The 24,716-nt window shown below is 68.6% G+C and carries 28 protein-coding genes and 1 tRNA gene; 13 read left to right on the forward strand and 16 right to left on the reverse strand.

From position 1 onward, the window contains the following. Positions 1-82: 82 nt before the first annotated feature. Positions 83-1,117, reverse strand: coding sequence for a MerR family transcriptional regulator (locus tag G3M57_RS06690; protein WP_163229570.1), 1,035 nt, complete (start codon positions 1,115-1,117; stop codon positions 83-85). Positions 1,118-1,259: 142 nt separating this feature from the next. On the opposite strand from G3M57_RS06690, the gene G3M57_RS06695 reads away from it, so the two are divergent. Beyond that, entirely contained in the window at positions 1,260-3,269 is a 2,010-nt protein-coding gene (locus G3M57_RS06695; protein WP_230983903.1) for a glycoside hydrolase family 2 protein, read from the forward strand. Here G3M57_RS06695 and purU read toward each other — a convergent pair. Together purU and G3M57_RS06705 are read right to left on the reverse strand one after the other, a co-directional pair. Then, the gene (purU, locus tag G3M57_RS06700) at positions 3,266-4,135 is read right to left on the reverse strand and encodes a formyltetrahydrofolate deformylase (RefSeq protein ID WP_056761980.1); all 870 of its coding nucleotides are present in this window, start codon (positions 4,133-4,135) and stop codon (positions 3,266-3,268) included. The genes G3M57_RS06695 and purU overlap by 4 nt on opposite strands. Before the next feature lie 153 nt (positions 4,136-4,288). Then, on the reverse strand, positions 4,289-6,535 hold the full coding sequence (locus G3M57_RS06705; RefSeq protein WP_163229574.1) for a TonB-dependent hemoglobin/transferrin/lactoferrin family receptor: 2,247 nt from the start codon (positions 6,533-6,535) through the stop codon (positions 4,289-4,291). A gap of 159 nt (positions 6,536-6,694) precedes the next feature. Here G3M57_RS06705 and G3M57_RS06710 point away from each other — a divergent pair, with 159 nt between their 5' ends. The 4 genes from G3M57_RS06710 to G3M57_RS06725 all read left to right on the forward strand — a co-directional run bounded on the left by G3M57_RS06710 (position 6,695) and on the right by G3M57_RS06725 (position 8,841). Continuing rightward, the gene (locus tag G3M57_RS06710) at positions 6,695-7,492 is read left to right on the forward strand and encodes a DUF4198 domain-containing protein (RefSeq protein WP_163229576.1); all 798 of its coding nucleotides are present in this window, start codon (positions 6,695-6,697) and stop codon (positions 7,490-7,492) included. Positions 7,493-7,506: 14 nt separating this feature from the next. Further along, positions 7,507-7,968, forward strand: coding sequence for an EF-hand domain-containing protein (locus G3M57_RS06715; RefSeq protein ID WP_163229578.1), 462 nt, complete (start codon positions 7,507-7,509; stop codon positions 7,966-7,968). Positions 7,969-8,081: 113 nt separating this feature from the next. Then, positions 8,082-8,528 carry an SRPBCC family protein gene (locus G3M57_RS06720; protein WP_163229580.1) on the forward strand — a complete coding sequence of 149 codons (447 nt, stop codon included), beginning with the start codon at positions 8,082-8,084 and terminating at the stop codon, positions 8,526-8,528. Next, on the forward strand, positions 8,515-8,841 hold the full coding sequence (locus tag G3M57_RS06725) for an ArsR/SmtB family transcription factor (protein ID WP_056761976.1): 327 nt from the start codon (positions 8,515-8,517) through the stop codon (positions 8,839-8,841). Before G3M57_RS06720 ends, G3M57_RS06725 begins: the two co-directional genes overlap by 14 nt. On the opposite strand, the gene G3M57_RS06730 is transcribed toward G3M57_RS06725, so the two are convergent. The 3 genes from G3M57_RS06730 to G3M57_RS06740 all read right to left on the reverse strand — a co-directional run bounded on the left by G3M57_RS06730 (position 8,842) and on the right by G3M57_RS06740 (position 10,882). After that, on the reverse strand, positions 8,842-9,816 hold the full coding sequence (locus G3M57_RS06730; protein WP_163229582.1) for a DUF4424 domain-containing protein: 975 nt from the start codon (positions 9,814-9,816) through the stop codon (positions 8,842-8,844). A gap of 207 nt (positions 9,817-10,023) precedes the next feature. Then, the gene (locus G3M57_RS06735; protein ID WP_163229584.1) at positions 10,024-10,428 is read right to left on the reverse strand and encodes a GreA/GreB family elongation factor; all 405 of its coding nucleotides are present in this window, start codon (positions 10,426-10,428) and stop codon (positions 10,024-10,026) included. A 364-nt stretch (positions 10,429-10,792) separates the two neighbouring features. Continuing rightward, positions 10,793-10,882 (reverse strand) — tRNA-Ser (locus tag G3M57_RS06740). Positions 10,883-11,035: 153 nt separating this feature from the next. On the opposite strand from G3M57_RS06740, the gene msrA reads away from it, so the two are divergent. Genes msrA through G3M57_RS06755 form a run of 3 tightly spaced genes read left to right on the forward strand, consistent with a single transcriptional unit; the run spans position 11,036 to position 12,523 of the window. Beyond that, positions 11,036-11,689: a peptide-methionine (S)-S-oxide reductase MsrA gene (msrA, locus tag G3M57_RS06745; protein WP_163229586.1), complete on the forward strand. Its 654-nt coding sequence runs from the start codon at positions 11,036-11,038 to the stop codon at positions 11,687-11,689. A 13-nt stretch (positions 11,690-11,702) separates the two neighbouring features. Then, positions 11,703-12,179: an SMI1/KNR4 family protein gene (locus G3M57_RS06750; protein WP_056761969.1), complete on the forward strand. Its 477-nt coding sequence runs from the start codon at positions 11,703-11,705 to the stop codon at positions 12,177-12,179. Further along, positions 12,176-12,523 (forward strand): MmcQ/YjbR family DNA-binding protein, encoded by a 348-nt coding sequence (locus tag G3M57_RS06755; RefSeq protein WP_056761968.1) that lies wholly within the window; start codon positions 12,176-12,178, stop codon positions 12,521-12,523. The genes G3M57_RS06750 and G3M57_RS06755 overlap by 4 nt, the downstream gene beginning before the upstream one ends. 9 nt (positions 12,524-12,532) lie before the next feature. Here G3M57_RS06755 and G3M57_RS06760 read toward each other — a convergent pair whose 3' ends face one another. The 6 genes from G3M57_RS06760 to G3M57_RS06785 form a co-directional block, all read right to left on the reverse strand. Continuing rightward, a complete protein-coding gene (locus G3M57_RS06760) occupies positions 12,533-13,315 on the reverse strand; it encodes a DUF599 domain-containing protein (protein WP_369800333.1) in 783 nt (260 codons plus the stop codon). Positions 13,316-13,359: 44 nt separating this feature from the next. Beyond that, entirely contained in the window at positions 13,360-14,811 is a 1,452-nt protein-coding gene (locus G3M57_RS06765) for an MFS transporter (RefSeq protein ID WP_163229588.1), read from the reverse strand. 118 nt (positions 14,812-14,929) lie between these two features. Continuing rightward, the gene (locus G3M57_RS06770; RefSeq protein WP_082564766.1) at positions 14,930-15,085 is read right to left on the reverse strand and encodes a DUF3309 family protein; all 156 of its coding nucleotides are present in this window, start codon (positions 15,083-15,085) and stop codon (positions 14,930-14,932) included. Between the two features lie 99 nt (positions 15,086-15,184). Continuing rightward, positions 15,185-15,583 (reverse strand): DUF983 domain-containing protein, encoded by a 399-nt coding sequence (locus tag G3M57_RS06775; protein WP_056761966.1) that lies wholly within the window; start codon positions 15,581-15,583, stop codon positions 15,185-15,187. Positions 15,584-15,881: 298 nt separating this feature from the next. Next, positions 15,882-16,016 carry an entericidin A/B family lipoprotein gene (locus tag G3M57_RS06780; RefSeq protein ID WP_018061959.1) on the reverse strand — a complete coding sequence of 45 codons (135 nt, stop codon included), beginning with the start codon at positions 16,014-16,016 and terminating at the stop codon, positions 15,882-15,884. Between the two features lie 142 nt (positions 16,017-16,158). After that, on the reverse strand, positions 16,159-16,404 hold the full coding sequence (locus tag G3M57_RS06785) for a hypothetical protein (protein ID WP_056761964.1): 246 nt from the start codon (positions 16,402-16,404) through the stop codon (positions 16,159-16,161). A 342-nt stretch (positions 16,405-16,746) separates the two neighbouring features. Between G3M57_RS06785 and G3M57_RS06790 the strand changes: the two genes are divergently transcribed. Continuing rightward, positions 16,747-17,466, forward strand: a complete 720-nt coding sequence (locus tag G3M57_RS06790) for a sensor histidine kinase (RefSeq protein ID WP_163229590.1) — start codon at positions 16,747-16,749, stop codon at positions 17,464-17,466. A gap of 211 nt (positions 17,467-17,677) precedes the next feature. Here the strand turns inward: G3M57_RS06790 and G3M57_RS06795 are convergent, their stop codons facing one another. Both G3M57_RS06795 and G3M57_RS06800 read right to left on the reverse strand, forming a co-directional pair. Next, positions 17,678-18,238 (reverse strand): hypothetical protein, encoded by a 561-nt coding sequence (locus tag G3M57_RS06795; RefSeq protein WP_163229592.1) that lies wholly within the window; start codon positions 18,236-18,238, stop codon positions 17,678-17,680. Between the two features lie 60 nt (positions 18,239-18,298). Next, positions 18,299-18,481 carry a hypothetical protein gene (locus tag G3M57_RS06800; protein WP_163229594.1) on the reverse strand — a complete coding sequence of 61 codons (183 nt, stop codon included), beginning with the start codon at positions 18,479-18,481 and terminating at the stop codon, positions 18,299-18,301. A 127-nt stretch (positions 18,482-18,608) separates the two neighbouring features. Between G3M57_RS06800 and G3M57_RS06805 the strand changes: the two genes are divergently transcribed. The 3 genes from G3M57_RS06805 to G3M57_RS06815 all read left to right on the forward strand — a co-directional run bounded on the left by G3M57_RS06805 (position 18,609) and on the right by G3M57_RS06815 (position 20,954). After that, the gene (locus G3M57_RS06805; protein WP_163229596.1) at positions 18,609-19,505 is read left to right on the forward strand and encodes an alpha/beta hydrolase; all 897 of its coding nucleotides are present in this window, start codon (positions 18,609-18,611) and stop codon (positions 19,503-19,505) included. Between the two features lie 43 nt (positions 19,506-19,548). Continuing rightward, complete coding sequence (locus G3M57_RS06810) at positions 19,549-20,361, forward strand: DUF3883 domain-containing protein (protein WP_163229598.1); 813 nt, start codon at positions 19,549-19,551, stop codon at positions 20,359-20,361. 77 nt (positions 20,362-20,438) lie between these two features. Beyond that, on the forward strand, positions 20,439-20,954 hold the full coding sequence (locus G3M57_RS06815) for an AAA family ATPase (protein WP_208789682.1): 516 nt from the start codon (positions 20,439-20,441) through the stop codon (positions 20,952-20,954). Between the two features lie 42 nt (positions 20,955-20,996). On the opposite strand, the gene G3M57_RS06820 is transcribed toward G3M57_RS06815, so the two are convergent. Next, on the reverse strand, positions 20,997-23,228 hold the full coding sequence (locus tag G3M57_RS06820; RefSeq protein WP_163229600.1) for a S9 family peptidase: 2,232 nt from the start codon (positions 23,226-23,228) through the stop codon (positions 20,997-20,999). 274 nt (positions 23,229-23,502) lie between these two features. On the opposite strand from G3M57_RS06820, the gene G3M57_RS06825 reads away from it, so the two are divergent. Then, positions 23,503-23,838 (forward strand): EF-hand domain-containing protein, encoded by a 336-nt coding sequence (locus G3M57_RS06825; RefSeq protein ID WP_163229602.1) that lies wholly within the window; start codon positions 23,503-23,505, stop codon positions 23,836-23,838. Between the two features lie 30 nt (positions 23,839-23,868). Here the strand turns inward: G3M57_RS06825 and lepB are convergent, their stop codons facing one another. After that, the gene (gene lepB / locus G3M57_RS06830; RefSeq protein ID WP_163229604.1) at positions 23,869-24,633 is read right to left on the reverse strand and encodes a signal peptidase I; all 765 of its coding nucleotides are present in this window, start codon (positions 24,631-24,633) and stop codon (positions 23,869-23,871) included. Positions 24,634-24,716: the final 83 nt, after the last annotated feature.

Consider the following 24,716-nt stretch of genomic DNA (forward strand, 5'->3'; position numbering starts at 1 on the left):
CTCGAGATTGATCCGGCCGCGCCTCCAAGCAGCCGCTTCCGGTCACGGTCGGACTATCGACCGGCGGCTGGGACGCTCCATCTCACCCCGTGTGGCGCATCACCGCCATCATCCCCGCCGTGCGGGCCCGAACCTCGGGCGACGCCAGGCAGCTCGCGACGGCCTCGTAGCCGGGCGAGCCGGGATACCGGGCGACGCGCATCGGCGGGGCGTGGTTGGCCGGGCAGTAGAGGAGCGCCTCGCCGCTTCCGAGAGCGGCCAGGTCGAGGATCGCGCTGGATCGCGTCAACAGGAACACCGGCCGTGCCTCCGGGCCACGGCGGCGCAGCCAGGCGACCAGCGCCGCCTGAGTCGGGGAGTTCAACCCCTGTTCGGGCATGTCGATCACCAGGGCGTCGGCGGCGTCGGCCTCCAGCGCGGCCAGCAGCGCTAGCAGGTCGTCGGACGGTGTGGCGCCGTCCTCGATCAGCCAGGCCCGGGTCCGGTCGACGCGCGCGGCCAAGGCGGAATCGGCGTCGAGGCCAGTGCGGATCGCTGCGCCGCCGTCGGTCGTCCGGTCCAGGCCCAGGAAGACCGCGCCAGGCAGGGTCTCGGCCAGGCGCAGGGCCAGCCGCGTCTTGCCGCTGCCCAGCGGGCCGGTGATGTAGGTGAGGGGCGGGATGTCGAGGAAGGTGAAGGGCTCGCCGCCCCACGGCCAGGGCAGGTCGAAGGCCACGCCGGGACGGACGACCGGCGTCAGAAGTCGCACCAGGTCCTCGGCGTCCGGCGTTCGGCCCCGGGCCAGGCCAGCGCGCAGAGCGCCGACCTTTTCGACGGCTTCCGCCAGTTGTCGGCCCTGCTGCTCCAGCGCCGCTTGGTGGGCGGCCAGGGCCGGCTCCAGGGCCTGGGCGTCGCCGTCCAGCACGTCGGCGATGCGGGCGAGGCTCAGGCCCAGGGCGCGCAGGGCCGCCACCTGGCCCGCCCGCGTCATCTCCGCCGGTCCATAGGCTCGCCAGCCGGCCGCCGTGCGCTGGGGCGTGACCAGGCCGCGCCGCTCGTACAGTCGCAGGGCCTTGGTCGATACGCCCAGCCGCCGCGCGGCCTCGGCAGGGTTCAGGAAGCGGATGGGAGAAGGCACGGAATCACCTCGCTGGCGGTTGACCGTCGTCCTTATCGGGGCGGACCCAGGGGCCAGGTCAATGGCCGCCTCGTTCGAATCTCATGCTATCGGTCCGACAAACGAGGGAGCGAACGCACCGATGGGCTTTCCGACACCGCGCTTGGCGCTGCTCGTCCTGGCGGCGCTGTGCCTGATCCCGGCCCTGGCCGTCGCGGGTCCCCGCACGACGGTTCCGCTGACGACCTGGACCTTCGCCAAGGGCGACTCCCAGACGGCCCAGGCCCCGGCCTTCGACGACAGCGCCTGGGAGGCGGTGAGGCTGCCCCACACCTATAACGCGGCCGACGGGGCCGACGGCGGCGGCTATTATCGTGGACCGGCTTGGTATCGCACCCACCTGGTCGTTCCTCCGCTCAAGGTCGGACAGCGGGCGTTCCTGGAGTTCGACGGCGCGGCCTTGGTCTCGGAGGCCTGGGTCAACGGCCATCCCGTGGGGCGGCACGCCGGCGGCTATGCGGGCTTCCGCTTTGACGTCAGCGACAGGATCGTCCCCGGCGCCAACCTGGTGGCGGTGCGGGTCGACAACGCCAGCCATAAGGACGTCGCGCCGCTGGGCGGCGATTTCACGGTGTTTGGCGGCCTGTATCGGCCGGTGCGGCTGGTGGTCACCGACGCGATCCACGTCGACATGCTCGACCACGGCGGTCCCGGCGTCTACGCCACGCCCTCGGCGGTCAGCGCCGACGGCGCTGACCTGTCGGTGCTGGTCCGGGTGCGCAACGACCAGGTCGCGCCGGTCCGGGTGGCCGTGCGTTCGCGCCTGCTGGACGCGGCGGGCAAGACGGTGGCGACCCTGTCTGGAACGGCGGACGTCGCACCCGGCGCCGTCACGCCGATGACCCTGGCGACCCGAATCGCGGCCCCGCGTCTGTGGCGGGGACGGGCCGACCCCTATCTGTACCGGCTGGTGACCTCGGTGGGCGACGACACGGTCACCGTTCCGGTCGGCTTCCGCTCGATCGCGGTGGATCCCGCGCGGGGCTTCCTGCTGAACGGCCAGCCGTACGGCGTGCATGGCGTCAACCTGTTCCATTCCGGCCGGCCGACCGAAGGCCTGGCGGTCCGCGACGCGGAGATCGACGCGGACTTCGCCATCCTGCGCGACCTGGGCGCGACGGGCTTGCGCTTCGTGCATTTCCAGCACCCGCGCCGCGCCTATGAGAACGCCGACCGTGACGGCTTCCTGGTTTGGACCGAGATCCCGCTCAACAGCGTCGCCGACGATGGCTCCGCCTTCGCCGACAACGCCGCCGAGCAGCTGCGCGAGCTGATCCGCCAGAACTACAACCACCCCTCGGTGGTGACCTGGGGCCTGGCCAACGAGCTCTACCGGTCCGATGCGGCGACCGCGAAACTGCTATCGGGCCTGCAGGCCGTGGCCAAGGCCGAGGACTCGTCGCGCCCCACGGTGCTGGCCGACTGCTGCAAGCCCGAGACCGACCCCCAGGCCCTGCACACCGACCTGATCGGCCAGAACCGCTATTTCGGCTGGTACGACGGCAAGCCCGAGGACATCGGTCCCTGGGTGGAGGCGGTGCACGCCAAAAGCCCCGACCGGCCGCTGGCGATCAGCGAATACGGCGCTGGAGCCAGCGTGCTGCAGCAGGAAGACCCGCCGCGCCGCCCGGTCGCCAAGAGCAGATGGCACCCCGAGCAGTACCAGGCCCTGTTCCATGAGACCTACTGGCGGGTCCTGCGCGACAAGCCGTGGCTGTGGGGGACCTTCGTCTGGGTCGGCTTCGACCTGGCGTCCGACGGCCGCGACGAGGGCGACCGTCCGGGGATCAACGATAAGGGCCTGGTGACCTACGACCGCAAGGTCCGCAAGGACGCCTATTACTGGTACCGCGCCAACTGGACCACGGCGCCGATGGCCTACATCACCAGCCGCCGGGCGGTGGTCCGCGACACGCCGGCGGTGACGGTGAAGGTCTACGCCAACGTCCCCTCGGTCTCGCTGCGCCTCAACGGGCGCGACCTGGGAAGCGCGCCGGTGGTCGACCATGTCGCCACTTGGCCCGTGACGCTGGCGCCGGGCGTCAACCGCCTTGTGGTGGAAGGCGGCGGAGCGCGGGACGCGGTGACGTGGACGCTTGTCGCGAAACCCTAGTCGAACACCACCGTCTTGGCCCCGGCGATCAGCACGCGGTGCTCCACGTGCCAGGTCACGGCGCGGGCCAGCACGGTGCATTCGACGTCGCGGCCCAGGGTGACCAGGTCGTCGGGCGTGTGGCTGTGGTCCACGCGGTGGACGCCCTGTTCGATGATCGGGCCCTCGTCGAGGTCGGTGGTCACGTAGTGGGCCGTGGCTCCGATGATCTTCACGCCGCGGTCGTGGGCCTGGTGATAGGGCTTGGCGCCCTTGAAGCTGGGCAGGAACGAGTGGTGGATGTTGATGCACTTGCCCGACAGCCGCGCGCACAGGGCCGGCGACAGGATCTGCATGTAGCGGGCGAGTACGACCAGGTCGACGGCCAGCTCGTCGACCAGCTTGAGGAAGGCGTCCTCCTGCTCGGCCTTGTTGGCCTTGGTGGTCGGCAGGTGGAAATAGGGCAGGCCGCTCCATTCGGTGAACGAGCGCATGTCCTCGTGGTTGGAGACGACCCCGACAATCTCGACCGGCAGCAGGCCGGCGCGCCAGCGGTGCAGCAGGTCGAACAGGCAGTGGCCGAACTTGGAGACTGCGATCAGCACCTTGGGCTTGGCGCCGGCGTCATGCAGGGCCCAGGTCATGCCGAAGCGCTTGGCGATCAGCTCGAAGCCGCGGCGCAGGTCGTCGATCCCCGGCATCGCACCATCCGGGCGAAAGACCGTGCGCATGTAGAACTGGTCGGCCAGGCCGTCGTTGAAATGGCTGCTCTCGACGATCGAGGCGTCGTTGTCGGCCAGGAAGCCGGACACGGCGGCGACCACGCCCTTACGGTCGGGGCATTGCAGGATCAGGATGTAGCGTTCGGCGGGGGTCTGGGCGTTCATGGCAGGGGTCGTAGTCGACCTGGGCCGCACGGCCAAGCCGCATTGTTCTGACAGGGCTTTTACAAAAGCACGCCTCGACGAAAACGGGCCGCGACCGCCGGCACGGTCGCGGCCCGCTCCAAGCCGGCCGAAGGGGATAGGCCGACCGGAACCCTAGAACTTCACCGCCAGCGAGACGCTGTAGTTGCGGTCGGGCTGGGTGTAGGCGTCCTTGACGGTGGCGTTGTCGGCCAGGCCGCGCACATCGCTCCACCAGGCATAGGTCTGGCCGGTAAGATTGAACACGCCGCCGCGCAGGGTGACGCTGTCGGTGAGGTTCCAATAGGCGGTCAGGTCCAGAACCGTGAAGGCCTTGGGCATCCAGCAATAGTCCGAGCCGGTCTGGGTCTGGGGCGCGCCATTGACCAGGATGGTGGCGCTGCAACTGACGCCCGAGCGACCAGCGGACTTCCGCGCTGCGTGCACGGCGTTCAGCGCCCCGCCGAACCGGCCGGCCGGGTCGCGGTAGGACAGACCCGCCACCAGCTTGACGGGGTCGACCGAAGCCAGCGGGACCTTCGCGCCGTTGTTCTCCGAATTGCCCCGGGCGTAGGAGGCCGCGCCCTGCAGGGTGAAGCCACCACCCAGTTCGGTGACGAATCGCGCCTCGGCGCCGGTGATCTCGGCCTTGGACTGGTTGACGTACTGGTAGACGGCCGGGTCGGCGGCGGTGAACGTCCCGCGCACCTGCACCTGCTCGATGAAGTCGTCGTACTGGCCGGTGAAGCCGGTGATGCTGGCGTTCCAGGTCGGGCGGTTCAGGCGCACGCCCAGCTCGAAGGTCTGGCTGGTCTCGGGTTTCAGGTCGGGGTTTGAGATCGACCTGTAGTTCGAGGCCAGGTTGGCGAAGCCGTTGTTGACCTGGGACGGCGAGGGCGCCTTGAAGCCGGCGGCGGCGTTGGCGAACACCGTCACCAGGTCGGTGGCCTTCCACACCACGCCCAGCTTGGGCGAGACGTGGCTTTCGCTCTGGCTGGCCGGGACGTTGGCGGTGAACAGGGCGTCCGTCTTGGGTTCCAGCCTATAGTAGTCGAAGCGGACGGCTGGATAAAGGGTCACGGGACCCACGGCGATCTCGTCCTGCGCATAGGCCCCGGCCAGGGTGTAGTCGGTGGTCGGAAAGGCGCGGGTGGGGAAGGTCTCGCCGGCCGGCGGGACCGTGCCGTCGCGCACGCCCTCCTGGCGGGTCAGCGAGGCGTCGCCGCCCCAGACGAGCTTGTGCGTCAAGCCGCCGATCGCCGCCTGGCTGTGCAGCTCCAGCGCCGCGCCGAACACCCCGTTGTCGAAGGTGGCGTCGCGGGTGCGGTCGGCGGCGGTGTTACGGTCCTCGGCCGAATACTGCCGGGTGGTGCTGTCCTGATAGTAGAGCGTGGTCGTGGCCGATTGGACCAGGCCCTGGCCGTCGGTGAAGCGGTGGTCGAGGCTGACGCGGTCGCGCTTGACCTTGTCCCAGGCGGTCAGGCCCAGCACGCTGGTCGCAGCCAAGGGCGGCTTGGCGATGGCGCTCAGCACCGTCCAGTCGGTGTCGCGGTCCAGGTGGTCATAGGTCAGCCGGAAGCGGTTCTGGTCGTTCAGGGTGTAGACCACCCGCGCCAGGACGGCGTTGGACCGGTTGTCCTCGGGATTGGCGGTGGTGCGGTCGGTGTTGGCCGAGTCGTTGGTCCCGGCGGTCTTCTGGCCCTGGCCGTCGCGGCGGGTATAGGCGACCATGGCCTCCCAGGCCCCGGCCCGGCCCGCGGCGGTCAGGCTCTCGCTCCAGCTCTCGTCGGCCGAGGCGTAGCCGACGCGGCCGCGCAGGCCGAAGGCCTTGCCGGCCTTCAGCAGGTCGGACGGATCCTTGGTGAAGTAGCTGACCGAGCCGGCCAGGCCGTCGCTGCCATAGAGGGCCGAGGCGGGGCCGCGCACGATCTCGACCGACTTCAGGGTGTCGAGGTCGACATAGTCGCCGCGCCCCATGTTCTGGGCCCCGAAGGCGTAGCCGTCCGGCACGCGCACGCCGTCCACCAGGATCAGGACGCGGTTGCCCTCCAGGCCGCGGATGTTGAAGCCGGCATTACCGTCGCGGCCGGTCGAGGCCCCGGCGGCGGTGAAGCGGGCGGGCGCGCTGCGCACCGACACGCCGGGCTCGAAGCGGACCAGGTCCTTGATGTCCTTGACCAGACCGTCCTCGATGTCCTGGCCGGAGATGACGCTGGCGGTCACCGGCGCATCCTGCAGCTTGGTCTCCGAGCGGGTAGCGGTGACCATGACCTTGTCCAACTCCACCGCATCGGCCGCCGTTTCCGCCGCCAAGGCGCCCTGGGCGCAGAGCAGGGCGGTGGCCGACACGGCGGCGAAGCTGGCGAGCTTGAGGCGAGACATCGAGGACCCCCGGATCTGATACATGCGAACCATTCGCATCTGTTGGCGGAGGACCTACGAGGGGAGGCCCGCTTGGTCAAGCTAAATGCAATTGATTCTCAGAATCATTCCTATTAGAGCCGAAGGCGACGCTTCCTTGGAATCCGGAGACTTTCAGCCATGCGCCGCTCGCCCTCGTTCGCCGCCCTCCTGGCCGGGGTCGCCCTAAGCGGCGTCCTGGCCGGCGCGGCCCAGGCCCATTCGCCGTACCTGCTGCCCAGCGCTTTCGACGTCACCGACCGCAAGCTGGTGACCGTGCAGGGCTCGTTCACCGAGAGCTTCTTCAGCCCCGAGGTGGCGATGAAGTCCGACGCCTGGGCGGTGGTCGGGCCGAACGGCGCGCGCATGCCGCTGACCGCCACCAACCTGCGCGAGCTGGCCCTGGTCGAAGTCGCGACCGAGCAGCCCGGCACCTATCGGATCACCACCGGCCAGCGCACCGGCCGCACCGCCAAGGCCGTGCTGGTCAAGGGCCAGTGGGAGTTCCTCGAGGATCCCGCCAAGGCGCCGGCCGGGACCACGCCGGTCGACATGCAGAGCCTGACCCTGGCCGACGTCTATGTGACCCGCGGCGCGCCGAGCACGGCGGCCCTGGCCCCGGTCGGCAAGGGCCTGGAATTCGTCGCCATCACCCATCCCAGCAGCATCTTCACCGGCCAGGACGCCAAGTTCACGGTGCTGTTCGACGGCAAGCCGGTGGCCGGGCAGGCGATCACACTGCACGCCGGCGACGACCGCTACGCCGACGCCAAGACCCCGCCGGTCACCCTGACCAGCGACGACCAGGGCCGGTTCACGGTCAAGGTCGCCCGATCGGGCGTCTACCAGATCCAGGCCCGTTATCGCGTCGCGCCAACCGCTACCGACGCCACTGGCCATTCCTACACCTACGCCCTGACCTTCGAATCCCTGCGCTGAGAAAGACCTGTCCGATGACCCGCAAGATCGCCCTCCTGGCCGCCGCCGCGTTCTGCATGGCCGCCCCCGCCTTCGCCGCCTCGCACGCCCGCGACACCTTCATCAAGGAGCAGGACCTCAACGGCGACGGCTCGGTCAGCAAGGACGAGTTCAAGGCCGGCCGTGACAAGCAGTTCGCCGGCATCGACGCCAATCACGACGGCGCCCTGTCGCACGACGAATATGTCGGCGAGTTCACCGCCCGCCTGACCAAGCGCCTGGCCGCCTCGACCGACACCGCCGAGAAGAAGGAAGAGGAGCGCGTGCGCCAGCTGCGCCAGGCCGAGGTGCGCTTCGGGGTGCTGGACACCGACAAGAGCGGCGGAATCACTCCGGCCGAGTTCGACTATTCCGGCTGGCGGATGTTCGTCACCCACGACACCAACAAGGACGGCGCGGTCTCGGCGGCCGATCCGGTGGCCGAGGACACGAACTGATCGAGATCTAGGGCTGGGGACAGGCGCATGCGCCTGTCCCCAATCAATGGCAACTGAAAGGTTGCTCTTCTTCCCGATTAGAGTCACAAATGCGCAACCAGGAGGTTGCCATCATGTCCGATCGTATCGAGAAGACCATCGACCTGAACGCGCCGATCGAGCGCGTCTGGCGCGCCGTCAGCGACCACAAGGAATTCGGAGCCTGGTTCAAGGTCGATCTGGAAGCGCCGTTCGCCGTCGGCCAGGAGGCCCGCGGCCAGATCACCCATCCGGGCTATGAGCATGTGACCTGGAAGGCCAAGGTGACGGCCATCGAACCGCCGCGGCGCCTGGCCTTCACCTGGCATCCGTACGGCGTCGATCCCGACGTCGACTACGACCAGGAGGAGCCCACCCTGGTCGAGTTCCTGCTGGCGCCCAACGGGGCCGGCACGCGGCTGACGGTCGTCGAGTCCGGCTTCGACAAGGTGCCCGCCCGTCGCCGCGAGGAAGCCTTCCGGATGAACGACGGCGGCTGGACGCAGCAGGTCCAGAACATCAAGGCCCATGTTGAATCCTAGCGCTGCGGACCCCGCGCCGATCTTCGCCGCCCTGGGCGACCGCACTCGTCTGGCGCTGCTGGACAAGCTGGGCGACGGCCAGGCCCGCTCGATCGCCGCCTTGTCCATCGACACCGCCCTGACCCGCCAGGCGATCACCAAGCACCTGCACGTGCTGCAGGACGCCGGCCTGGTGGCCAGCCTCCGGGTCGGCCGCGAGAGCCGCTTCGCCGCGCGGCGGGAGGCGCTGGACGAGGCCCGCGCCTATCTCGACGGCGTGTCTCGCCAGTGGGACGACACGCTGGCGCGGCTCAAGGCCTTTGTCGAAGAGTAGCTACATCGCGTCGTGCGAGACCAGCAGCAGGATCGACAGGTCCTTCTCAGGCCGCCAGTTGGTGCGGCGCATTTCGAACTGGGTGGGGCTGATCTTCTTCACGCCCGAGCCGCAGAAGCTGACCAGGTTCTTGGGTGAGCCCTTGTCGACCACCAGGCGGAAGTCGCCGATCGGCTTCTTCCAGTTGCCGCCGGTGACCAGGACGTAGTCGATCCAGCGGTCGACCCACGGCGCGTTGCCGTCCTTGTCAGCCTTGGCGGCGCGGATAACGGTGTCGGTCAGGGCCTTGTCGACGCAGTACTTGTCCTTGATCTCGTTGGCGTATTCGGTGCCGACGCTGGTGGCCACGGTGGCGCCGACTGACGGCCGGTAGGCGTGCTCGACGACGATCGGTCGCCCGGCCGGGAAGGTCTGCAGCCAGTGGTAGGTGGTCTTCAGCACCCAGACACCGCCCTGGTCGGGGTCATAGAGGCCCAGCCGGACGGCCTCGTCGCGCTTGGCCTGGGGCAGGGCGCGCAGGGCCTCGTCGACGCCGTCCAGGTGGACCGCCAGCGGGATGTGGTTGGCGACCAGCCAGGCGGTGCGGTCGACGCCGTCCGTGGCGATGGCCTTCTGCTCGACCTCGGCCCTTACGAGCTTGCCGTCGACCTTGGTCGAGAAGCCCAGGACGTTGGCGGGGGCGTCCTGGATCGGGATCGACACGTCGCTCTGGAAGAAGTCCGGCCCGCCGATGTCGGGCATCGGGAAGGCTACGCGGACGGTGACGTCCTTGCCGCTGGTGTTGGCGAACACGTAGCGCACGCGCACGGCCTGCTCGGAGATGTAGAGGTCCTCCGAGCGCATCTCGATGCTGTCGCTCTTGGTCAGGACCAGGCCGCCCGCCGCCAACTCGGCCGAGGTGTCGTTAGCCCGGGCGGGGGCAGCCGTCAGGACGGCGAGGGCGGCGAGCAGGGCGGGAAAGCAGCGCTGGATCATGCGCCGAGCCATAGCATCGGCTCAGGGCTTGGCGACAGCCTTGGTGACTGCTGGAGCCGTTCGTCCGTGAAGGCCATGCGTGGTCCTCGTCCTTCGACGAACTCGGGATGAGGACCATTGTGCGGGCCGTGGCGCGGTGGAAACCTGATCCTGAGCTTGTCGAAGGATGAGGTTTCGCGCCCAAGGGGCTGGATGTCGGTCCTGCGCCTAGTCCTGGACAGCCAGCACGCGGACGCCGCGCGCGCGGCCTTCGGGGTCGGTCCAGTGGAAGGCCTCGCCGGCGGTCAGGCCGATCAGGGCCGCGCCCACCGGGCTGAGCACCGAGATGCGGCCTTCGTCGATGCTGGCGTCGCGGGGGAGGCTGACATGGACGATGCGGGTCTGGTCGTTGGACAGGTCCTGGAACGCGACGCGCGAGCCGATGCGCACGAAGGGGCGAGGGGCTTCGCCGGGCTCGACGATCACGGCGCGGGCCATTTCGCGGGCCAGGACGCGGCCGCCGGGCGCGCGGCCCGCCGCGGCGTCGGCCAGGTTGGAAAGGATCTCGAAGTCGGCCTCGGTCACATAGACCGCGGGCAGGGCTTGGGTGGATTGGGTTTGGGTGGAAAACATGGTCGTAGAGTCTTTCTGGATGTGTCTTGAGCCCTGGCCGGCGCTTTCTGAGCGCGGGACCCTGTGTGGGCTCGGCGAACGCGCGCCGTGGGGCGCAGGCGTTTCATGAAGACCGTGAGCTTCGGGGAATGAAGCCGCGTTCCCTGGTCAGGATTGTGCGTGGCCTAGAGCGACGCTGGCCGTCTCTTACGGCCGATCCGGAAAGGGCATGGCGGGGATTTTCCGTCTGGCTCCAAGCGTCTGGCGCTGAGCGCGAGCCTGGAGACTGGAAGCCTGTGGTCAGGCGTCCGGCGCGATCGGATCGCGCTCGGTGAGCGTCAGATAGGGACGCGGGGCCCTGATGTCAAATTTGGGGAGAGGGCGGTGGCGGTGAGAGAGGGATTCGAACCCTCGATAGAGTTTCCCCTATACACGCGTTCCAGGCGTGCGCCTTCAACCACTCGGCCACCTCACCATGCGCACCAGATGCGGAAGGCGGTTGAGGCCCCCGACGCAGGAAGGGGCGCAATATACTCAGGACGATTGCGGGGGCAAGCGGCCATGCGAGGTGAAACGCGATCGCGAACGCCTTAGGATCGAGACTTCCGTTTCGATCCCGGGATTCGCCATGGTCTCCGCGCCCAAGATCCTCGACATGCCGACCGTCGACACCGCCCTGCCGGGACGGGCGGCGGCGATCCCGACCGCCCGAACCCACTTCGTCAACGGCCATGCGCTGAAGGGACCTTATCCCGACGGCATGGAGATCGCGGTGCTGGCCATGGGCTGCTTCTGGGGCGTGGAGCAGGTGTTCTGGAAGATCCCGGGCGTGCATGTGACCGCCGTCGGCTATGCGGCCGGGGTCACCCCGAATCCGACCTATGAGGAGGTCTGCACCGGCCGCACGGGTCATACCGAGGTGGTGCAGGTCGTGTTCGACCCGCGCGTCGTTACCTACGAGACCCTGCTCAAGACCTTCTGGGAGAATCACGACCCGACCCAGGGGATGCGCCAGGGCGGCGATATCGGCATGCAGTACCGCTCGGGAATCTATGTGACCTCCGACGCCCAGGCCGCCGCGGCGGTGGCAAGCAAGGAGGCCTACCAGCAGGCCCTGAACGCCCAGGGGCTGGGAACCATCACCACCGAGATCGGTGCGGCCGGACCGTTCTACTTCGCCGAGGACTATCACCAGCAGTACCTGGCCAAGAACCCCGAGGGCTATTGCGGCGTCGGTGGTACGGGCGCGGTGTGTCCGATCGGAATCGGGCTCGAGGCTTAGGGGCGGAGCGCACGTGTCTCTCGAACTGTTCATCGACAAGTGGACGATCGGCGACCATCCGCCGACGAAGGTCCAGCACGCCGATCTCGACGCGGTGGAAGCCCGGCTCGACTTCGTGTTTCCGCAGGATTATCGCGCGGCGATTTTGGCTCATGGTCTGCCTTGGATGACCATCGCCCTGCTGCACAGCATCGTCGAGACCGAGGCGGATATATCCGACGTCAGCGATTTCTTTGAGCCGGACCTCATTGTCGAGCAGACCCAAGCTTGGCGCGAAGGCGGCCTGCCTGGTCACCTCGTCGCGTTCGCCGACGATTGCTCGGGCAATCTCTTCTGTTTCGACGTCAGGGACGGGCGCGCCGGCCGGCCGGGCCGGGCGCCGATCTGGTTCTGGAACCACGATGACGGTGACCTGCGCGTCGTGGCCGACAGTTTCTCGGTCTGGATCGAGCGGTTCTGCGGCGTCGACTATATCGAATGGCAAGCATGACCCCCAAGGCTTTCGACGCCGCAGCCATGGCCCTGCCGGGCGCGACCATGACCATCCAGTGGGGCGACGACCAGGTCTACAAGGTGGGCGGCAAGATGTTCGCCGTGCTGGGCGGGGCGGTCGGGCGCAACGGCTTTTCGCTGAAGGCCTCGGACGTGGCGTTCGAAGTGCTGAGCGAGATGGGCCGCGCCACGCCTGCGCCCTATCTGGCCCGCGCCAAATGGCTGCACTTCGCCGACCTGGCCGCCCAGGACGCCGACGAGGTCACCGACTGGCTGAAGACGGCGCACGGCCTGATCGCCGCCAAGCTGACCCGAAAAGTGAAGGCGGAGTTGGGGCTGTAGGCTTCCGGCCTAAACCTGCTCGCCGTTGGTCTTGGTCAGGTGCGGGCCCATCACCACGGGCTGGCGCTCCAGGATCTGCCGGACCTTGCGCACCGCGGCCGAGGCGGGGCTGCGGCGCTGGCGCCAGAGCAGCAGCGCCATCGCCCCGCCAGTCGCCACGGCGAAGGCGACGGGCCCGAGCAGCCAGGCCGCGGCGGCCAGGGCGAAATAGTAGCCGCGCACCCCGGCGTTGAACGCCGACAGGGCGGGGTTGAGGATCGCGCCGGTGGCCTCGGCATATTCGTCCAGCACCGCGCGCGGCGACCACATCGGCGTCGCGCCGATGGCGGCCAGGCAGTAGTTCATCTGGCGGATCGACCAGATGAAGTCGAGCAGGCCCCGCGCCAGGGCCACCAGCACCACGCCCAGCTTGATCTGGAACACCAGGGTCGAGGCGGGGGCCAGCACGGCCAGGCCTTCGATGCTCTTGAGCGCGCTGTCGCCGCCGAACAGCACGCCGGCCGCCGCGGCGATCAGGATCAGGTTGCTCGATGCGAAGAACGAGGCCGAGTTCAGCGCATGGCCCAGCAGCTGGCCGTCCAGCAGGGCGATCTCGCGCACCGCCATCTCGGCCATCCACCGGCGGCGGATCACCGTCATGTCGGTGTTGATGACGTTCCGCTCCCGGCCCAGCCGCTTGAGCATCGGCTCGTAGAACAGCCAGCAGAACAGGAAAAACGCCAGGACCAGAAGGTCGATGACGGGCAGGGCCAGGAACTGCTTGGACAGGGCGTGGGAAAGCGAAGCATGCATGAGGCGAACTTAAGTCCGGAACGGGAGTCGGCGAAAGGGCGGTGTCAGTCCTCGAGAATCAGGCTGGTCTTGCCCGTGTCGCGAAGCAGCAGCGACACGGTCAGGCCCACGGCCATGATCGCCGACACATAGAGGTAGAAGCCGCTTTCCATGCCCTCGTGCTTGAACCACAGGGCGACATATTCAGCCGTGCCGCCGAACGCGGCGTTGCCGATGGCGTAGGGCAGGGCAACGCCCAGGGCGCGGACATGGGCCGGGAACAGCTCGGCCTTCACCACCGCGCTGATGGCGGTGTAGCCCGACTGCACGAACAGGGCCGCGAAGATCAGGCCGAAGGCGACGACGGGGCTGGTCGCCTTGGCGGTCAGGCTGAACACCGGCCAAGCGATCAGGGCTCCGAGCCCGAAGGCGAAGACCAGCATGGTCTTGCGGCCGACCTTGTCCGAGGCCCAGCCGAACAGCGGCTGGATCAGCATGAAGCCGGCCAGGGTGGCCAGGTTGATACCTCCGGCCGTGGCCTTGTCGAAACCGGCCGTGTTGACCAGGAACTTCAGCATGTAGGTGGTGTAGGCGTAGAAGGCCAAGGAACCGGCGGCGGTCAGGCCGATGATCGCCAGGGTCTGCCCCGGATGACGCAAGACCAGGGGCGCGGCAAGGGCGACATAGGTGGCGACCAGCAGAACGACCGCGACGTACTGCGACCTCGTCGCGGCTGGCGTGTCGGTGAAGCCCCAGATCATGGACGCCACGGTGGCCACCAGCAGCCCGACTACCCAGACGACCTGCCGACGGCTGATCGGGTCGCGGGCGCCGGCGTTCTGGTGCGACGCGCTTTCCTCGATGCCGGTGCGGATCCAGAACACCACCACGGCCAGGGCCGCGCCGACGAAGAACGGGATGCGCCAGCCCCACTCGGCCAGGTCGGCCTTGCTCAGGCTGTTTTGCAGGATCACCAGCACCAGGGCGGCCACCAGTTGGCCCATGATCAGGGTCACGTACTGGAAGCTGGACCAGAAGCCGCGCCGCTTCCGCCCGGCCATCTCGCTCATATAGGTGGCGCTGGCCCCGTACTCGCCGCCGACCGACAGGCCCTGCAGCAGGCGGGCCAGCAGCAGGATCATCGGCGCGGCGTCGCCGATCTTCGCGTGGCCGGGGCACAGGGCGATGATCAGCGAGCCGACGCACATCAGGCCCACCGCCAGGGTCAGGCCGGCCTTGCGGCCCTTGTGATCGGCGTAGAGGCCCATCAGCCAGGCCCCGACGGGGCGCGCCCCGAAGCCGACGGCGAAGATGGCGGCGGTCTGCATCAGCTGGGCGGTCTGGTCGCCCTTGGGGAAAAAGACCTTGGCGAAATAGATCGAGAAGGCCGCGTAGGCGAACCAGTCGTACCATTCGACCAGGTTGCCGGCCGATCCGCCGAGGATGGCCCGCGTCCGGCGCCAGGCGCTCAAGGGCGCGACCGTCTCTGGCGGCGTCGCCGCGGCGGTGTCGGTCATGTCGCCCCCTGTGTCATTGGGGAGGGACCTTAGGCGAACATGGGTCGCCGGGGGAAGGGCGTCGGCGTGGCCGGGGGCGCACGCGAGCGCGTGTCCCCCAGCGCGACCCCGGGGGGCGCTAGATCCTGCCGAGCAGGACCAGGATGATGATGATGATCAGGATCAGACCCAGGCCGCCGGAGGGGTAGTAGCCCCACGAACGGCTGTGACCCCAGGTCGGCAGGGCGCCGATCAGGGCCAGGATCAGGATGATGATGAGGATCGTGCCGAGCATGTCCGTCTCCGTTGCATCCAAGCGCCCCGCGCGCCGGGGTTCAGGCGGAGGGAATGCAAGAAGCTCGGCAGAGGTTCCGAAACGCCGCTCGGGCGCGTCCTAACCGCCCGGGCAGTCCTCGGCCTTGCGCAGGCCCACGGCCCACAGGGCGCCGATCACCGCGCCCTTGACGCGAGGCAGCAGCAGCAGGGTCAGGGCGGCCAGCGGCAGCACCGTCAGCGGCACCACCAACGCGGGCGACATCTTCCAGATGAACGGGAACAGCAGCAGCGGGGCGACGACCAGGTGCCCGATAATCAGGATCGTGAAATAGGCCGGGCCGTCGTCGGCCGGATAGCGCGCCAGGTCATGGCCGCAGACCTCGCAGTCGAGATCGACCTTCAGGTAACGCGTGTACAGCCGCCCCTCACCGCAGTTGGGACAGCGGTGGCGGACGCCGCGCTTCATGCCGGTCAGCATGCTGACCGGAGGCGGGCAGGAAGAGATCTGCTCGTTCATGGGCGTCGATATGACTCCACGGCGCGGCCAGTGAAAGGGGGCGCACGGTCGCATGCGCCATTTTGAATCAGATTTCGTTGAGATGAACGGCTGTCGACTGAAGAATTCGCCCGAAAGGCGAGCAATAGAAATGTCGTTACTGGAGCCGGTTAACCACACCTATTACGGCGTCCTGTGGGTAAGTCGCCGTGCGTTCTGGAAAAACCCGCCGCGAGCGGCACTGCGCCGCGGCCTAGCTTAACTATGTCGGGGTTCGCGGACTCCGGTCGCCTGGAGTCCGCAACCCTCGATCCTGCGACTATTTGGCGTCCTTGGCGGTGTTGGTCACGGCCCGGCCGGCGGCCGACACGTCCTGACCAACGCCGGCGACGGTGTTGCAGGCCGAAACCATCAGGGCGGCGGCCACGGTGGCGAGGATCACGATCTTGCGCATGAGGAGGTCTCTGAAGTTAGGGAAACAGCATCGGACCTTAACCTTGGCCCAGGACCAGGTTCAAGCGCGTCACCACGGCGAAGTCATGGCGCCTGGCGACTGTCGGCATCAAGGGTCTGGTCAGCGAACTCCGGCGCCGGGATCAGCCTTCGCCGTCGGCGCTGGAGCCGTTCGAGCGCAGGGGGCTCTCGACCACGCCGAAGTCCCGCGAGCGCATCTTGCCGTCGGCCAGTTGGACGCCGTCGACCTCCAGGCCGCGCTTGAGCAGTTCGCGAACTGCGGCGGCGCGGCTGGGCATGCGGCGTGCGAAGCGCCAGTCGTCCAGCGCGGCGAGCTCTTCCTGCGTGAGCATGATCTGCAGGCGTTCGGGTCGAGTCAGGTCGTTCATGGGGTCTCGGCCCCCGGGAAAGGGGCGGCTCTCCTTCTTGTCCGGTAGAGCTAACGCGCGAGCGCCGCCATCGGGTTCCAGGGACACGTAAAGACCGCACTTGGCCAAAAATACGCCACTTACTCATTTAGCGCGATAGGCTGTGTGCGCTCAGCATACTCCAAGTGATTAAAGGTCCTTATATAAGTTAGTTGTAAGTCGAGTTCCCGACACGACGCGACCTGTGCCTCATGTGAGATAGAAGTATGATTCCTTGTCTAATTAAATGGTCGCTTTTCTATCTGGATTGTGCTCAAGTGAGGTGACGGAATGTCCTGCCGCCTTACTGAAAGCCCCCGAGCCATGGACGTCGAACGCCGAGACTTCGGCGATGCGGTCGTTCGCCATGTCGGGTCTGATGACCGGCTTAGCGAAGCCCAGCATCGCATCGCCAACAACCTGGCCCTGATCGCGGGGTACACCCGCTTGCAGGCGACCCGGCTGCACAAGGCGGGCCAACCGCTGTCGGCTCGCGAGGCCTGCATCGCGATGGAGGAGGTGGCCGCCCGGATCGAGACCGTCGGCGAACTGCATCGCCTGCTGTCGGGCGCGCCCGGCGAAGACGAGGACGGCATCGACCTTGGCCGTTTCCTGGCCAAGCTGTGCACCAGCCTTATGGAGACCGTCAGCTTCGCCGGCGACACCATCATCACTCACAGGGATTCGGGCGGCTGCATGGTGCGGGCCGATCAGGCCACGCCGGTCGCCCTGATCGTCAGCGAGCTAGTGACGAACGCCCTGAAATACGCCCACCCCTCGGGCGTGGCGGGCCGGATTCAGGTGTCCTGCCGTTCGGTCGGCAGCGGCCTGGTGGTCGAGGTGACCGACGATGGCGTGGGACTGAGCGAGACGTTCGACCCTCACACCGACGGCGGTCTGGGCTTTCGGGTGGTGCGCGGCCTGACGCGGCAGCTCGGCGCGAAGCTGGTCTATGAGTCCGGCGGCCTTGGCCTGACCGTACGGCTGCTCCTCGATTCCGACGAGGAACACCGGGTCATCCCGCTGTGGCCCGATCGCGGCTGAAAAAATCGCGTCCTAGGGTTTTACCTGATGGCGGCGGGGCGCCAGGATGTTGCAACCTGGGCGCGCCTGCGGGTGTCGAGGTGTCCTCCCCCCGATTCCTTCCGACCGCCGGGCCGCCTTTTTCCGACGGGGCGGGTCCGACCGCAGGCCGAGAGCCGGCCGGGGTGTCCCGACGCACGAATTCGGCCGGCTCTCCCCCAAGGTTTTTTCGTCAGGGCGCCGTCTTGGCGCCTGACTGCGCGGCGTCCGGCGCTTCCTCGACGGGCATGTCCAGGTCGCCCAGGCCCGCAGCCTTGATGGCGTCCCGCAGCTTGGTGACCGGCTCGCCGGTTCCGGTGGTGAAGGTCAGCGCGCCGGGCTCGGCGCGATTTTCGGCGACGTTGCTGAAGGCTGGGCCGCCGGGCGCATCGGGGTTCAGGGCGACGGCGTAGGTCTCGCCCGGCAGGGTCGTGCACAGCAGGACGAAGGTCTTGTTGTCGTTCAGCAGGCGCGGCGTCTTCAGGCAGTTCAGCTTGTCGCCGCCCGCTCCCAGGCCGTAGGCGAAGTCGCGGGGCGTCATCTGCTGGTCGAACACCACCTTCAGCACCAGCACGCCCGGGGCGATCGCCTCGCCGTTGGCGGGCCAGGTGGCGACCACCTTGGGCTTCTGGGTCGGCGGCATGACCGTCACGGGCGAGACCGGCGTCGGCGTCTCGGCCGGCGGCCTGGTCGCCTGAGCCAGCACGGGGCCGGCCGCGAGGCTGGCGAGCAGGGCGAGGAGGAGAGCGCGCATGGCGATCAACGTGTGGTCAAAGCGCGGCGTTCTCAAGGCGCCGCTTGAGGTGAACGCGATCTAGCGCGTCATCCAGGGCTTGCTCTTGCTGCTCGAGGCGGCGGCGGCGGCTTGCTCGCGCTGGAAGCGGCCGCCGCGCGGCGGCTGCGGCTTGGCGGCGAGCGCGGCCTTCTTCAGGCGCAGGGCGCGCTGGATCGGGGTTTCGCCGGGAATGTCGGGAAGGTCGTCGGTCTTGTCGGTCATGGGCGGTTTCTAGCACGATCGCCGACCGCGCGTCCCGGCCGGCGCGCAGCCGAGGGCCGTTGCCACGGGTGTCGATCTGTCTCAACCTTGGGTCATGCCATGAGGCCGGTGTGCGGGGGAGATTGTGATGGGTCTGGGTGTGAACCGGCGAGGCCTGCTGGCCGCGGGGCCCCTGTTGATGCTGGGCGGCGCCGGCCCGGCGACGGAGGCCGATCTTCCGGGCGAGACCATCGCCCTGTGGCCCGGCGCAGCCCCCGGCGGCGAGGCGGTGAAGGCCGCCGAGCGGCGCGTGCCCTACAACTGGCCGGACGGCCGCGTCGATTACAGCATCGTGGGCGTCACCCGCCCGACCCTGACGATCTATCGGCCCGTCGGCGCCCTGCCGCCGAAGTTCGCCGTGCTGGTGTTGCCGGGCGGCGGGTTCAACAAGGTGGTGATCGACAAGGAAGGCCACGACGTCGCCCGCTGGCTGGCGGGGCAGGGGATCGCGGCCGGCGTGCTGCTTTACCGCCTGCCGACCGACCGCTGGTCCGCAGGCGTCGACGCGCCGCTGCAGGACGCCCAGCGCGCCTTGCGACTGCTGAAGGCCAAGGTCGGGGCGTCTCGGACTGGAGCCTTGGGCTTCTCCGCCGGCGCGACCCTGGCGGCGGCCTTGGCCTCACGGGGCGCCGCGCCGCTCTATCCGCCGGTCGACGCCCTGGACGGCCGGCCAGTGCTGCCCGATTTCATCGGCCTGGGCTACGTCTGGCTGACCACGCCCAAGCCCCGGGGGCCGGAATGGACACCGTTCCACGGCTTCACCGTCCCGACCCAGGCCTTCATCTTTCATGCCGCCGATGATCCCAAGGTCCCGATCGCCAACGCTCGCGAAGGCGCGGCGGCGATCCGTGCGGCGGGCGGCCAAGCCGAGGTGCATGAATATCCGACCGGCGGCCACGGCTTTGCCCTGCGCTCGCCGCCCGACGCGCCGGAAGCGGCCTGGGCCGGCCAGTTCCTGGCCTGGCTGGACCGCCTGGGCGGCTGAGCCGGTCCTGGCGTCACGGCTCCGCTTGAGGCATCGTCGCCGCGTGGGCGACTCGGCGATCAACGGCAGGACCTGGAACGAGGCCGAACAGGACCTGGTGGTCGGCGACTATCTGGTCATGCTCGACAAGACGATGTCCGGCCGCGCCTACGATCCGGCCAACCACCAGCGCGCCTTGCGGTTCGTCACCAACCGATCGGGTGGAGCGATCACCTTTCTGCAGGGTGAGATCTCGGCGGTGCTGACCCTGATCGGCCTGCCGACCCTGAACGATCATCCGCCGCGCTGGGACTTCGGCGACGGCCTGGTCGACGCGATCGACCGCTGCTTGAGCGCGCGGCCGGGCGTCCTCAAGGACCTGGCCCAGCCGCTGGCCCTGCTGGGCCAGGCCGGCGCCCCGATCCTGGCCGAAGGCGCCCCGTCGCTGGCCCGTCATGCCCCGTCCAGCGAGCGCGCCCAACGGCTGGTCGCCAAGTTCGACCCCGCCGTCCGCGATCACGGGGCCCGGATCCTGGCCCGGATCGGTCTCGCCGCGGCCCTGGTCCACGAGCAGCGCCGGCTGGAGGAACGCGGCCGCCCGGACCTCGCCGCCCAGGTCCGCCTGGCCCTGCCGCCCGCCGACGAGGGGTGCGACCTAGTCAGCTTCAGCCGCACGGGCGCGCCCCGCCGCATAGCCGTGAAGACCACCACCGGCGGTCCGGCCACGCCCTTCCATCTGACCCTCGCCGAGGAAGCCTTGCGCACGGCGCAGCCGGAGGTCTTCGTCATCCACCGCCTGTACGACGTGGCGCGGGAGGCGCGGATGTTCCGGGTGAGGACGACCCAGCCGGCCACCTTGCCGGCGGCTGTCTCCTAGTCCTGCCCGGTTGTCTGCCTTCCGTACCGGGGAGCGGATCACAACCCGACAGGAGGTTGACCCTGAACCGTTTCGTCGTGCTCTCTGGCTGCTCCGGCGGCGGCAAGTCAACCCTGTTGACCGAACTACAGCGGCGCGGCCACGCCGGGGTCGAGGAGCCCGGCCGGCGGATCGTGCGGGAAGCGCTGGCCGGCGGCGGCGCGGCCTTGCCCTGGATCGACGCAGCGGCCTTCGCGCGACGGGCCGTGGCGGTGGCGCTGGCGGATCGCACGACCGCCCAAGGCCTGACGGGTTGGGTGTTCTTCGATCGCGGCCTGGTCGACGCCGCCGCGGCCCTGGAGCATGCGACCGGCGAGGCCGTGCTGGAGCCGCTGGGCCGGGCCCATCGCTACCATCGGCGCGTGTTCCTGGCCCCGCCATGGCCGAAGATCTATGTCAACGATCCCGAGCGGCCGCACGGCTTCGAGGCGGCTAAGGCCGAGTACGAGCGGTTGCTGTCGGCCTACCGACGGCTTGGCTATACGGTCTCGATCCTGCCGAAGACCGACGTCGTCGCGCGGGCCGGCTTCGTGCTGGAGAGGCTGGAAGTCTAGGGCGCGATCGGGGACAGGCGCATGGGCCTGTCCCCGGCCTCGTCACTGGCCTTTCAACTGGCGATCGAAGAACGCCAGATGCGTTTTGAGCACGTGCAGGCCCTTGGTCTTGCTGCCGGGCGCGCTGTGGCGCTCGCCCGGATAGAGCATCATCTCGAACGGGATGGCGTTCTTCTGCATGGCCGCGATCAGGCGGGTGCTGTTCTCGAAGATGACGTTGTCGTCGGCCATGCCGTGCAGCAGCAGGAGGCTGTTGGGCTTGAGGTTTTTCAGGCGGTTGAGCACGTCCGACTGGGCGTAGCCGTCCTTGTTCTCGTCCGGCTTGCCCATGAACTGCTCGGTATAGTGAGTGTCGTAGAGGCCCCACTCGGTCGGCGGCGCGCCTGCGGCCCCGGCCTTGAACGGCGTGTCTGGCGCGGTCATCAGCATCAGGGTCATGAAGCCGCCGTACGACCAGCCCATCACGCCCAGCTTGTCGGCGTCGACATAGGGCAGGCCGGCCAGGAACTTGGCGCCGACCAACTGGTCCTCGACCTCGACCGTGCCCATGCGGCGATCCAAGGCGCGCTTGAACTTGGCCGAGCGGTTGGCGCTGCCGCGGTTGTCCAGCTTGAAGATGACGTAGCCATCCTCGAGATAGGGCCGCTCGCCGACCTTCTGCCAGGAGCGGCTGACGGTCTGGGCGTGCGGGCCGCCATAGACCGAGACGATGGCCGGGTACTTTTTGGCCGGATCGAAGCCGACCGGCTTGAGGATCTCGTAGTGCAGCGCCTCGCCGTTGGCCGCCGTCAGCGTGCCGAACTCGGGGGCGGGCAGGGTGGCGGCGTAGGGCCAGTACGGGTGCCCCTGGGCCAGCCGGTTCTCCTCGATCCAGCGCACGCGCTTGCCCGTGGCGTCATACAGCGCCATCTGCGGCGGGGTCTTCGGATCGCTGTAGCCGGCGGTGAAGGCGCCGCCCGTCTCGGCCACCTTGGCGGTCCACCAGCCGCCGGCCGGCGTCAAGGCCTTCGGCGTGGCCGGCTTGGCATAGGAGACCTCGTAAATTCGACGCTCCAGCGGGGTGTCGATCGAGGCTGAGAAGATCGCCACCTTGCGGGCCTCGTCGACGCCTTCCAGGTCGGCGACCGGCCAGTCGCCGGTCGTGACCTGGGCGATCAGCTTGCCGTCGGCGGCGTAGCGGTAGAGGTGCTTGTAGCCCGACTTTTCCGACGACCACAGGAAGCTTCCATCCTTCAGCGGATGGAAGTCGTCCGACAGCTCGATCCAGTGGGCGTCGGTGTCGGTGACGATCGTCTTGCCCCCAACCATCTGGCCAGGGCCCGAAGCCGGGTCGTAGGCGATCAGCTCGAGGGTCTTCTGGTCGCGGGTCTGGCGCTGGACGTACAGGGTATTGCCGTCGGCGGACCAGTCGACGCGGGCGACATAGATGTCCTTGTTGGGGCCCAGGTCGATCTGGACGACCTTGCCGGTGGCCAGGTCCTGGACGAACAGGTCGACCACGGCGTTGGGGCGGCCGGCGCGCGGATAGCGCTGCTCGACCACGGTGGCGCCGCCCGGACCGATGTCGGCGCGGGGGATCACGTCGACGCCGCTTTCGTCGACCCGGGTGTAGGCGATGCTGGTCTCGCCCGGGTTCCACCAATAGCCGGTGAAACGGTCCATCTCCTCCTGGGCGACGAACTCGGCCGTGCCGAACGACAGGGCGTCCTTGCCCTGCGTGGTCAGGGCCTTCTCCGGGCCGCCAGCCACGGGCTTGATGTAGAGGTTCTGGTCGCGGACATAGGAGACGAAGCCGCCCTTGGGCGAGACCTTGGCGTCGACCTCGTCGCCAGGGGTCTCGGTCAGGCGGGTGACCTTGCCGTCGGCGACGCTGTCCAGATAGAGGTCGCCGTCCAGCGGCACCAGGATGAAGCGGCCTTCCTCGTCCCAGCTGTATTCGACGATGCCGCGGGCCGAGACGCGGGCCCGTTCGCGGCGAGCCTTCTCGGCCTCCGACAGTTCCTTGCCGCCCGACGACAGGGCCGCGGAGTCGATCAGGCGGTAGGGCTCGCCGCCCTTCACATCGGCGGCCCACAGGTCCTGGACGTTGGCCGCCTCGGCCTTGCCCTTCAGATAGGTGACCCGCTTGCCGTCCGGCGACAGGGCCACGCCCTTGGCCGTGGGACCGTTCAGGGCGGGGTCGGCGAAGATCCGTTCGGGGGTGAGTTTTTCCGCCAGGACCGGCGATGACAGGGCGAGGCAGGCCGTGATGGCCAGGAGCGAGGGTCTGATCATGGCGCGGGACGCTAGAGGCCAGCGTGGCCGTTGTCAGCAGGGAAGTTCGGGCCCGCCCGAAGGGGTGAAGAGTGCGTCAGCTCGCCGCGTCCGGCAGGAAACGCTTGCCATGACGCATCTGTTAGCGCTAACAGGAGCCCGTGAGGCGCCGAGCGCCTCTGCCCTTCCTGGGCGTTTCCTCCCTAATAACTTTCAGCCCGGTCTTTTGGCCGGGCTTTCTTTTTGCGCGTCGGCAAAGATGCTAGCCTTTTGAGGCATCATCGAGAGGATGGCCATGAACCCTGGCAAGCCGCCCAAGAAGAGCGACATGCTCGAGGTCCGTCTGCCGCACGAGACCAAGGTCGCCTTCATGGCGCGATGCCGCGAGACGCGCCGCACCGCCAGCGAGGCGGTCCGCGTCTTTATCGACCAGGAGCTGGACGGCCCGACGGGCAGTCCGAGCCGCTCGAACCTGGTCTGGCGTGTCCTGGCCGCCGCCTTGGCGGGCCTGGCCGTCGGCGCGGTCGCCGCTCCCTCCCTGGCCCGGCCGCTCGCGGCCCACGCGGCCTTCGACCGCCTGGACGCCAATCACGATGGCGCATTGAGCTTCGAGGAATTCAGCCGACGCTGACTGGGACCCGCCGCGAGGGTGTGTCCTCGCCTAGCGGATGGGCTTCAGGAAGCGGTCGGGCTGCAGGTCCAGCCACGTCCAGGGCTTGAGGATCGACGCGCCCGGTCGCCATGAGGCCAGCACGAACCCAGCCTTGCCGACCAGATTCTCGGCGGGCAGCAGCCCGACGCCCAGCTCGCGCGGCCAGCGGCTATCCAGCGAGTTGTCGCGGTTGTCGCCCATCACGAAGTACTGACCGGGCGGCACGACATAGACGTCGGTGTCGTCGCCCGGCTGCCCGGGGCCGCCATCGTAGGTGACGTAGGCGCGGCCGTCGGGCGTGTGCTCCCCGATCGCCAGAACCCGCCGGTCCGGCGCGTCGTGGTCCCAGATGACGCCCAGCGGAGCCTGGGGGATCGCCCGGCTGTTGACGAAGACCTGGCCCTCGCGGACCTGGACCCGGTCGCCGGGCAGGCCGATCACGCGCTTGATCCAGGTCTGGGCCGGATCGCGCGGCAATCGAAACACCACCACGTCTCCCCGCTGGGCCGCGCGGCCCAGCAGACGTCCTTCGAACAGCGGCGGGTTCAGGGGAAGCGAGGCGCGGCTCCAGCCATACGCCAGCTTGGAGACGACGATGTAGTCGCCGGTGACGAGACCGGGCTCCATCGAGGACGACGGGATGGTGAAGGGCTGAAAGAGAACGACCCGCAGGGCCAGTGCGATCGCCAGGGCGACGCCGACGGTGCGGACGATGTCGATGATCTCGTGGCCGAGGGCGGCCATGGACGGGGCGGGGGAGGAGGTGTCGGTCATGTTCCGACGACGCTCCGGCGCGCGGCGAAAGACCAGAAAAGCCGTGTCGGGACAGCCCGGAAATCGTGTCCGGACACGGGAAA

Source organism: Caulobacter rhizosphaerae (genome assembly GCF_010977555.1).
Taxonomy (GTDB): Bacteria; Pseudomonadota; Alphaproteobacteria; order Caulobacterales; family Caulobacteraceae; genus Caulobacter; species Caulobacter rhizosphaerae.